Genomic DNA, 9,748 nt, shown 5'->3' with positions numbered 1-9,748 from the left:
GATACATATTCCCTGATAGCTCAGTTGGTAGAGCACTCGACTGTTAATCGAGTTGTCACAGGTTCGAGTCCTGTTCGGGGAGCCACTTGCTTCCATAGCTCAGTAGGTAGAGTGCATCCATGGTAAGGATGAGGTCACCGGTTCGATCCCGGTTGGAAGCTCCATATCGCGGCCCGTTGGTCAAGGGGTTAAGACACCTCCCTTTCACGGAGGTAACAGGGGTTCGAATCCCCTACGGGTCACCACTTACACTACTGAGTTCATCAAGTTTAGATGAATACATATGGAGGCTTAGCTCAGCTGGGAGAGCATCTGCCTTACAAGCAGAGGGTCGGGGGTTCGATCCCCTCAGCCTCCACCATAACTTCATACTTTGTCTTTTTCTGGACAAACTACGAAGGTGATACATTTTTGGGGATTAGCCAAGCGGTAAGGCAACGGACTTTGACTCCGTCATGCATAGGTTCGAATCCTATATCCCCAGCCATTGTTTGAGCCATTAGCTCAGTTGGTAGAGCACCTGACTTTTAATCAGGGTGTCGAAGGTTCGAGTCCTTCATGGCTCACCATTTAGTTTTACTTTGTGCGCGTGTGGCGGAATTGGCAGACGCACTAGACTTAGGATCTAGCGTCTTTGACGTGGGGGTTCAAGTCCCTCCACGCGCACCATGTTTTATGCGGACGTGGCTCAGCGGTAGAGCATCGCCTTGCCAAGGCGAGGGTCGCGGGTTCGATTCCCGTCGTCCGCTCCATGTGTCCCCTTAGCTCAGCTGGATAGAGCGTTTGACTACGAATCAAAAGGCCGGGAGTTCGAATCTCTCAGGGGACGCCATTTTATATTTAGAATGTAACGGGATGTAGCTCAGCTTGGTAGAGCACCTGGTTTGGGACCAGGGGGTCGCATGTTCAAATCGTGTCATCCCGATTGTTACATCTGCGGGTGTAGTTCAATGGTAGAACTCCAGCCTTCCAAGCTGGTAGCGTGGGTTCGATTCCCATCACCCGCTCCATACATAAAGCAGGACATCACCGCGTGTGATGTTTTTTTTACATATCGACGCCGTATTCCTGCGAAGTATCACTGTGGTAAAGTGAACTGAACATGTTGTGGAGTATTTTAATCGCCGGTCAGAGGGAGATCTTGTTGATCTCATGAAAAGTTGACATCTTGTAAACGTCTTCTTTTGTCGATATCGTGATTTTTTTGACAGTTAGGTAAAGATTTTCGGGAGTATTTATTGTATGATATTAGGAAGCAAAAATAAGATAAACTGTTGACGGGTTTAGATGGGAGGAGTAACATGACTGAACTTACTGTAACCGCAAAAAGTAATTCCAACAATCTGCTGCGCCGTGATGTACGATTCCTAGGAAATATCCTCGGTGAAGTCCTTGTCCATCAAGGTGGCAATGAACTCCTGGATATTGTAGAGAAAATCCGGGAAACGAGCAAAGCGCTGCGTTCGGAATTTTTACCTGAGTTATTTGCGGATTTCAAAAGAATCGTGAGCACATTGAATCCGGATAGTCGGCATCAGGTCATTCGTGCGTTTGCGATTTATTTTCAACTGGTGAATATTGCAGAACAGAATCATCGTATTCGCCGCAAACGTGATTATGAACGTTCTGCCGGGGAAAGCGTACAGCCTGGTTCGATTGAGAGTGCTGTTCAGGAATTAAGAGAACGGGAATTCAGCATCGATCAGGTTCAAAATATTCTGGAGGGACTGTCTCTGGAGCTGGTCATGACAGCTCACCCAACAGAAGCGATGCGCCGCGCTATTTTGGATATCCACAAACGGATTTCCGAAGATGTGATGCTGCTGGATAATCCGACGCTCACGTTCCGTGAACGCGAACAGCTCCGTGAGAAGCTGCTGAATGATGTGATTACCCTGTGGCAGACGGATGAGCTGCGCGACCGTAAACCTACCGTGCTCGACGAGGTGCGTAACGGCATGTACTATTTCCATGAAACGCTGTTTCATGTACTGCCAGAAGTATATCTCGAACTGGAGCGCTGCCTGAATAAGTATTATCCTGGACATGACTGGCATGTACCGACCTACCTGCGCTTCGGCTCATGGATTGGCGGGGACCGGGACGGAAATCCTTCCGTAACAGCAGATGTGACCTGGAAGACACTTGAGATGCAGCGTAAGCTGTCGGTTCGTGAGTATCAGCGTATTTTGACTGGGCTTATGAAAAATCTCAGCTTCAGCGCAACCATTGTGGATGTTACCGATGAACTGCTGGAGTCGATTCGTAAGGACCGTGAGAATGTTACGCTGAAGAAGATGGAGATCTGGCATAACGATAAGGAACCTTACCGCATCAAGCTTGCCTATATGCTTGCCAAAATGACGCATGTTCTGGATCCTGCCATGACCGGAGCTGAACGCTATCAGTCTCCTCAAGAATTCATTGAAGATCTTCAGGTGATCGACCGCAGTCTGCGCCATCATTTTGCAGATTATGTTGCCGATACATCGATTAAACAAACCATTCGCCAAGTGGAACTCTTTGGCTTTCATACCGCAACGCTGGACATTCGTCAGCACAGTAAAGAACATGAGAACGCGATGGCTGAAATCCTCGCCAAGATGAATGTAGTCGAAGATTATATTTCCATGGTAGAAGAGGACAAAATCGAACTGCTGAACAAGCTGCTGAACGATCCTCGTCCACTGACTACGCCATACCAGGAATACAGTGACAGCACTGAAGAGTGTCTTGAGGTATTCCGGACGGTATATCGTGCACAAAAAGAATTCGGAACCAACTGTATTTCCAGTTACCTGATCAGTATGGCTGAGGGTGCGAGTGATATTCTGGAGGTTATGGTGTTCGCTAAAGAGGTCGGCTTGTTCCGTAAGGACAATCAAGGTCATGTATCTGCAACACTTCAGGCTGCACCATTGTTCGAAACAATTGAAGATCTGCATGCTGCACCAGCCATTATGCGTCGTCTGTTTAACCTTCCGATTTACCGTGAAGGCGTGAAAGCGATGAATGATCTCCAAGAGATCATGCTGGGGTACTCCGACAGCAACAAGGACGGAGGCGCTGTAACAGCGAACTGGGAGCTGCAGGTTGCTATGAAGGACATTACAGCTGTCGGGGATGAGTTTGGTATTAAGCTGAAGTATTTCCATGGCCGTGGTGGTTCACTGGGTCGTGGAGGCATGCCGCTCAACCGCAGTATTATGGCACAGCCCGCGAATACCATTGCAGGCGGTATCAAGATCACTGAGCAGGGTGAGGTTATCTCTTCCCGCTATTCCTTGAAAGGTATCGCATACCGCAGTCTGGAGCAAGCGACATCTGCTCTGATCACGGCTTCAATCCAAGCCCGTTCTCCACAGGAGAACCCGAAGGAGAAGGAGTGGGAGAAGATTGCAGCACAGATTTCCTCGGTGTCTCAGAACAAATACCAGGACCTGATTTTCCGCGATCCGGATTTCCTGACATTCTTCAAGGAATCCACACCGCTGCCTGAGGTAGGCGAACTGAACATCGGTTCCCGTCCATCCAAGCGTAAGAACAGTGATCGGTTTGAAGATCTGCGTGCAATTCCATGGGTATTCGCCTGGACTCAGAGCCGTTACCTGCTGCCGGCATGGTACGCTTCGGGTACAGGACTGAACAGCTTCTACCAGGGCAAGGAAGAGAACTTGAAGGTTCTGCAGGATATGTATGTGAATTATCCATTCTTCACGTCCTTGGTTAATACGCTCCAAATGGCGCTTGCCAAAGCAGACCTCATCATTGCGAAGGAATACTCGCTGATGACGAAGGATGAAACAGCCAGACAGCGTATTTTTGGACTGATGAAGGAAGAGTTCGAGTTGACCAAGGAAATGGTATTGAAGATTACTGGCCAACAGGAGATTCTTGACAACCAGCCTGTGCTGCAGGAGTCGATTCGTCTGCGTAATCCGTATGTCGATCCGCTCAGCTATTTGCAGGTTCAGCTGCTGAACGAGCTGCGCGAACTGAGAGAAAGCGGTCAGGATGATCCGGACCTGCTGCGCGAAGTGCTGCTTACGATTAACGGTATCGCTGCAGGCCTTCGGAATACCGGCTGATCCCATTTTTCTAAACAAGTTAGGGATAGTACAACGAGGCTCCCTGTGAGGGAGTCTCGTTTTTTATCGTTGTTAAACGATTAGTGTTGCTTTTTACATACTGATGAATTACGATTTTAATGATGCGTTTAAACGTTACCCATCAGACCATTCTGGGGGAATTATGGTGGACAATTTGGATGTAAGACTGGTAAAGCTGGCTCGTAAAGGAGATCAGCGGGCATTTGCTGAATTATTAGAGCTGTATAAGGACAAAATCTTTCATCTCGCTTACCGGATGCTGTATAACCGGCATGAGGCGGAAGATATTGTGCAGGAAACCTTTTTACGGGTGTACAAAAACTTAGACCGGTACGATGAGCATCAGAAGTTTTCAACCTGGATATATCGTATTGGTACAAACCTTTGCATAGACCGGCTGCGTAAACGCAAACCATCCTACTCTCTGGACGCCGATATGAATGATCAGGAGGGGATGGACGGTTATTCCATGATTCCGAGTGACGACCGCTCTCCGGAGTCAGAAGTTCTGCTGTCCGAGACGCAGCGGATCATTCATCAGGCGATGGAGACCCTGCCGGCAAAGTATAAGGGCATTATGATTTTGCGTTACATTCAGGACCTGTCTCTTCAGGAAATCAGTGAGATCCTGGATCTTCCGGTGACTACGATCAAGACGAGGGTTCATCGCGGACGTGAGTTCCTGAGAAAGAAACTGGAGTTTAAACTGTAAAATTATTTTTAAAAATAATTGAAACATGAACCATTCCGGTGCGTATGAACATGAAGCAAGTCTTATGACCTTGAAGAAGGGCTGGACCCAGCAAAGAGATTTCAAGAAAGGATTGGCTTATATGGATTGCAAATTGGCCGTCTCTTTGATGCACGATTATCTGGATAATGACTTGTCGAAGCCGCAGCAGCTGGAGTTGAAAGCACATTTGCTGCAGTGTATGGACTGCCGGAACCGACTAGAAGAATTGGAGAAAACCGATATGCTGCTGTTCTCCATGACGCATCATTCCACAGGGCCGTCGGATGATTTAAGTGACCGGATTATGGGAATGCTGCCGAAAGAGAAAAAGCAGAAGGCCTGGGTGACCTGGGTAAAAAGACATCCGGCCATTACAGCGGCAGCTCTTTTTCTCGTCGTGATGCTTTTCAGTACCGTCAGCTTCTGGAGTCAGGAGAATCAGCTTATTGTCAAAGGCAGTGAGCTCGACAAGCTCATTATAGAGGGTCGTACGGTGATCATTCCGCCGGATCAGACCATCACAGGTGATATTACCGTGGAGAACGGGGAGACGAAAGTTTACGGACAGGTACAGGGTAACGTGACCGTCATTGATGGAGAATTATTTCAAGCTTCTACAGCCCATATTTCCGGGCAGGTTAAAGATATAGATAGAGCTATGGATTGGATATGGTACAAAATTACCAATCTTTTCACGGATGTTGCACACCGCTAATCATGAACGAAAGCGTGCCTCACTCTTCATGAATAACGGCGCCTCTTTTCTTCGAGAAGATGGCGTCTTTTTGTATATTTGTAATCATTTGTACCGTGAAACCTCCTCTGACTTGCATCGGAAGGGTGAACGTTATAACCTAGAGTGTGTAGAGCACATACTACATATATCAAGCGTTATTTAAAGAAAATGGCGGGGGTTACTATATGGAGTATTTTTCGGACTTAACCTGGAGAGAGTCCATTAAAGATATAATCGATATTCTCATCGTCACCTATATCATTTACCATTTGATCCTTCTGGTTCGCGGAACGCGGGCGGTACAGCTGCTGAAAGGAATTCTGGTGCTGGTCGTGATCTGGGCGCTGAGTACATGGTTTGATTTATATACACTCAAATGGCTGATGAATCAAATATTTACGTTCGGAGTGCTGGCGATATTCATTATTTTTCAACCAGAGCTTCGGAGAGGACTGGAGCAGCTGGGACGGGGGAAACTTTTTGGAAGATCCGCCGATATGGACGAAGAGACCAATAAGTTAATCGGTGAAACGATTAAAGCTGTAAATTATTTATCCCGTAGAAAAATTGGAGCGCTGATCGTATTCGAACGGACGACGGGGCTGAACGAGTTTGTAGAATCCGGGATTCCAATGCGTTCCGTGCTAAGCTCGGAGCTGATTATCAATATATTCATTCCCAATACACCGCTGCATGATGGTGCTGTTATTGTACAGAGCAATCAGATTGCAGCTGCCGGCTGTTATCTGCCATTGTCGGAGAACCCTTTTATTAGTAAGGAATTGGGTACACGGCACCGTGCAGCGATCGGAATCAGTGAGGTGGGGGATGCCATATCCGTAGTCGTCTCCGAGGAAACAGGGCAGGTGTCACTGGCGATTAACGGCCAGGTTGTCAGAGATATTAAGGAAGAGTCACTCATTTCCAAACTCTATGATGAACTGCGCCCTGCTACTACCGTAAAGGAGAAACGTTCGTTCTTCTGGAAACGGAAGGGAGACCGTAAAGATGGATAAATGGATTAAAAATAATACGGCGGCCAAACTCATCGCATTAGCGGTTAGTATGCTGCTGTGGGCCATGGTTCACATGGAGAATGGTGCACCAGCGCCCCCAACCACTTCGTTTGATACTAAAACAGTTGAGGTTAATATACAAACATATGGGTTCGATGACACAGATTATGCCCTCACTGGCATCAGTGCTAACCAGGTAACCCTGCAGGTGAAAGGCCGAAAAATCGATATCACGACCATTTTTGCAGATGAATATAGAGTGAAGCTGGATCTCAGCAGCGTAAAGTCCCCTGGCACACAGACCCTGCCGCTGACTTATGCGCTGCCGCGCGGAGTAGAGCTGGTCTCCATGGATCCGGCTGTGGTGACCGTTACGGTAGAAGAACGTCAGTCTCAGACTGTCCCGGTCGCTATAGGCACGAAGGGAGAGCTGGCAGAAAATTACCGGCTGTCCGGATCGTTAAAGGCCGATCCCGGGAATGTTCAGGTTACGCTGCCTGAGTCGGAGCTTGCCCGCTTGTCCCAGGTGAAAGGCACTGTCGATCTGGACGGGGCGAAGGACTCCTTTACGGAGGAGAGGGTGAAGCTGACCGCTTTCGATAAAGATGGAAATGCGATGGAAGATGCCGTTATTACACCAGCTGCGGTCTCGGTAGAAATTCCGGTGGAAGCGGGTTTTGTGAAGGTTCCGCTGGAGATTGAATATACTGGCCGGCTGCCGGATGGACTGGTTCTTTCGGAGGTAAAACCACGGATCGAGGAAGTGACGCTGTTCGGTAGCGGTGATGTCCTAAAAGGAATAAAGACCTATAATGGTGCTGTCATCAATCTGGGGGATGTTACCGAAGCTGGAACAACGGTGCTTTCGACCGACTTGACGCCGCCGCCGGGATTTGAGAGAATCGAGCCGGGCTTGCTGGAAGTGGAAGTGACGGCTGTAGCCAACAGCGAACGGACGCTGGAAGATATTCCGGTCTCGCTGATCAATGTACCAGAAGGACTTGAAGCGGTCATGATGGAGCCGAGTAATTCATTGATGTCTATGGCACTCCGAGGCGCACCCGAGCTGCTGAACAGCCTGGAGCCTGCAGATGTGGAACTTACCGCAGATGCTGCAGGCTTGGATCCTGGAGTCCATGAGATTCCGCTTGAGATCACACTTCCCAGGTTTGTCACCCGCGTTCAGGGAGGCTCGCTGCGGATCAAGGTGCAGCTGAATGAACCGGACAAGCAGCCGGATCAGCCAGCGGTAACGCAGCCTGTCAGCCCACCGCCACCTGATAATGAAACCACACCGCCGCCAGAGCCCCAAGAGGAACCTGACCCACAACCGGATCAGGGATCTGGAGGTACGGGGTCTGGAAATGGCAGCAGCAGCGGTGGCAATACAAATAACGGCAGTAATGGCAGTAACAATAATGGCAGTACCACACCTGGAAACGGATCGGGAACCGATTCCGGGAATGGGGAAGATACCAGTAATGATCAAACCCCGGAAAACGGGAACACTGACACACCACCAGCGGAGGAAGAGGAAGGAAATAATCAGCCTCCAAGTGGATCCGGCGACCCGCCACCGGAATAAATCATATGATGAAGAAGCATATATCAGAAGGAGATCAAGAACCATGGGGAAATATTTTGGAACAGATGGAGTTAGAGGGGTTGCCAATCAGGAATTAACTGCTGAAATGGCTTACAGTATCGGTCGCTGTGGAGGTTATGTCCTGACCGGAAACAAGGAGAAGCCAACCATTGTCATCGGGATGGATACCCGAATTTCGGGAGCGATGCTGGAATCCTCGCTGGCAGCAGGTCTGCTGTCGATCGGAGCGAATGTGATTCGAATCGGTGTGGTATCCACGCCGGCCGTTGCTTATATCACGCGTTTGCTGCAGGCCGATGCAGGTGTTATGATCTCTGCGTCTCATAATCCGGTAGAAGATAACGGGATTAAATTTTTTGGCGGAGACGGCTTTAAGCTGTCTGATGAAACCGAGCTTCGTATTGAAGAGTTGATGGATGCACAGACGGATGAACTCCCGCGGCCTGTAGGCAAGGACCTCGGCGTCATGACAGTGGATCTGGAGTCGAAGTACAAGTATCTGGAGTATTTGAAGACCACGATCACCAATCGTTTTGACGGACTCAAAATCGTTCTGGACTGCGCGAACGGCGCGGCTTTTGAATTGGCACCTCAGCTGTTCCGTGATCTGGGCGCAGAAGTGATTGCTATTGGAGCAGAGCCGAACGGCCTGAATATCAATGAATCCTGCGGCTCCACCCATCCGGAGAACCTGAAGGAAGAAGTGCTGCGTCAGGGAGCCGATCTGGGTCTTGCTTTTGACGGTGATGCGGACCGGCTCATTGCAATTGACAGTACCGGTGAAGAAGTGGACGGGGACTTTATTCTGTGCATTTGCGGCGATGCGATGAACCGTTCAGGCAAGCTGAAGGAAGGTACCGTCGTTTCTACGGTCATGAGCAATATTGGTTTCTATAAGGCTTGTGAAACTCTGAAGCTCAAAACAGCCAAGACGGCTGTCGGCGACCGTTATGTGATGGAAGAGATGCGCCGCGGCGGCTATAACCTGGGCGGGGAGCAGTCCGGGCACGTGATTTTCCTGGATTACAATACGACTGGGGATGGCATTCTCACAGGCATCCAGCTGGTGGATACCATCGTTTCCGCTGGCAAGCCGCTGAGTGAACTGAAGAAGAGCATGCGCAAATACCCACAGGTGCTTGTTAATGTACGTGTAGGAGATAAAAGTAAATATGAAGGCAACGCCGGTATTGGCTCTGCGGTCGCAGAAGTAGAAGGATTGCTTGGCGATAACGGACGTGTACTGGTGCGGGCTTCCGGTACAGAATCGCTGATCCGGGTGATGGCAGAAGGTCCGGACAAGGAAGAGCTGGATCGTTATGTTAATCAGATTGCGGAAGTTGTGAAGAAAGAGCTGGCATAGGCTGCGTTAATTCGAACGGGGTCAAACGGGCTAGTTCATAAATAGGCCGGTGGGACGAGATTTGACGTTTCATCGGCTTTTAAATAGGGTTGATTAGAAGATAGAGGAAGTTTGAACTGGGTGACAAGTCCAGTTGCCAAAGCAGTATGGCATGCATATAATAGAGAATGTTATTCAAGAATAGA

General features: G+C 49.0%; 6 protein-coding genes and 11 tRNA genes. All 17 read left to right on the top strand.

The genetic code is table 11. The features are described from left to right. The first annotated feature begins 9 nt into the window (after window positions 1-9). A tRNA-Asn gene (locus HII30_RS19700) sits at window positions 10-85 on the top strand. Window positions 86-88: 3 nt separating this feature from the next. Then, window positions 89-164: transfer RNA gene (locus HII30_RS19695), tRNA-Thr, on the top strand. Window positions 165-170: 6 nt separating this feature from the next. Next, a tRNA-Glu gene (locus tag HII30_RS19690) sits at window positions 171-245 on the top strand. A 40-nt stretch (window positions 246-285) separates the two neighbouring features. Beyond that, a tRNA-Val gene (locus HII30_RS19685) sits at window positions 286-361 on the top strand. A gap of 51 nt (window positions 362-412) precedes the next feature. Beyond that, window positions 413-487: transfer RNA gene (locus HII30_RS19680), tRNA-Gln, on the top strand. A 6-nt stretch (window positions 488-493) separates the two neighbouring features. Beyond that, a tRNA-Lys gene (locus HII30_RS19675) sits at window positions 494-569 on the top strand. A 16-nt stretch (window positions 570-585) separates the two neighbouring features. Beyond that, window positions 586-669, top strand: a tRNA-Leu gene (locus HII30_RS19670). Between the two features lie 8 nt (window positions 670-677). After that, window positions 678-752, top strand: a tRNA-Gly gene (locus HII30_RS19665). 3 nt (window positions 753-755) lie between these two features. Then, window positions 756-832: transfer RNA gene (locus tag HII30_RS19660), tRNA-Arg, on the top strand. 19 nt (window positions 833-851) lie between these two features. Continuing rightward, a tRNA-Pro gene (locus HII30_RS19655) sits at window positions 852-925 on the top strand. A gap of 11 nt (window positions 926-936) precedes the next feature. After that, window positions 937-1,010, top strand: a tRNA-Gly gene (locus tag HII30_RS19650). Between the two features lie 291 nt (window positions 1,011-1,301). After that, complete coding sequence (gene ppc, locus HII30_RS19645; protein WP_169506747.1) at window positions 1,302-4,088, top strand: phosphoenolpyruvate carboxylase; 2,787 nt, start codon at window positions 1,302-1,304, stop codon at window positions 4,086-4,088. A 163-nt stretch (window positions 4,089-4,251) separates the two neighbouring features. After that, entirely contained in the window at window positions 4,252-4,821 is a 570-nt protein-coding gene (gene sigW / locus HII30_RS19640) for an RNA polymerase sigma factor SigW (protein WP_169506746.1), read from the top strand. Window positions 4,822-4,942: 121 nt separating this feature from the next. Then, window positions 4,943-5,557, top strand: coding sequence for a zf-HC2 domain-containing protein (locus tag HII30_RS19635; protein WP_169506751.1), 615 nt, complete (start codon window positions 4,943-4,945; stop codon window positions 5,555-5,557). 206 nt (window positions 5,558-5,763) lie between these two features. Next, window positions 5,764-6,594 (top strand): diadenylate cyclase CdaA, encoded by an 831-nt coding sequence (gene cdaA / locus HII30_RS19630; protein ID WP_169506745.1) that lies wholly within the window; start codon window positions 5,764-5,766, stop codon window positions 6,592-6,594. Continuing rightward, the gene (locus HII30_RS19625; protein WP_169506744.1) at window positions 6,587-8,179 is read left to right on the top strand and encodes a CdaR family protein; all 1,593 of its coding nucleotides are present in this window, start codon (window positions 6,587-6,589) and stop codon (window positions 8,177-8,179) included. Before cdaA ends, HII30_RS19625 begins: the two co-directional genes overlap by 8 nt. 43 nt (window positions 8,180-8,222) lie before the next feature. Continuing rightward, window positions 8,223-9,563, top strand: a complete 1,341-nt coding sequence (gene glmM, locus HII30_RS19620; protein WP_169506743.1) for a phosphoglucosamine mutase — start codon at window positions 8,223-8,225, stop codon at window positions 9,561-9,563. Window positions 9,564-9,748 lie beyond the last annotated feature (185 nt).

The organism is Paenibacillus lemnae, from assembly GCF_012933385.1.
GTDB classification, from domain to species: domain Bacteria; phylum Bacillota; class Bacilli; order Paenibacillales; family Paenibacillaceae; genus Paenibacillus_AQ; species Paenibacillus_AQ lemnae.
The sequence above is the reverse complement of the archived record's forward strand: the minus strand, read 5'-3'. Positions and strand labels throughout refer to the sequence as shown.

What these genes read in the sequence shown, in the direction of transcription:
- ppc (WP_169506747.1), top strand. Translation starts at nt 1,302, where the DNA reads ATGACTGAACTTACTGTAACCGCAAAAAGTAATTCCAACAATCTGCTG.
- sigW (WP_169506746.1), top strand. Translation starts at nt 4,252, where the DNA reads ATGGTGGACAATTTGGATGTAAGACTGGTAAAGCTGGCTCGTAAAGGA.
- HII30_RS19635 (WP_169506751.1), top strand. Translation starts at nt 4,943, where the DNA reads ATGGATTGCAAATTGGCCGTCTCTTTGATGCACGATTATCTGGATAAT.
- cdaA (WP_169506745.1), top strand. Translation starts at nt 5,764, where the DNA reads ATGGAGTATTTTTCGGACTTAACCTGGAGAGAGTCCATTAAAGATATA.
- HII30_RS19625 (WP_169506744.1), top strand. Translation starts at nt 6,587, where the DNA reads ATGGATAAATGGATTAAAAATAATACGGCGGCCAAACTCATCGCATTA.
- glmM (WP_169506743.1), top strand. Translation starts at nt 8,223, where the DNA reads ATGGGGAAATATTTTGGAACAGATGGAGTTAGAGGGGTTGCCAATCAG.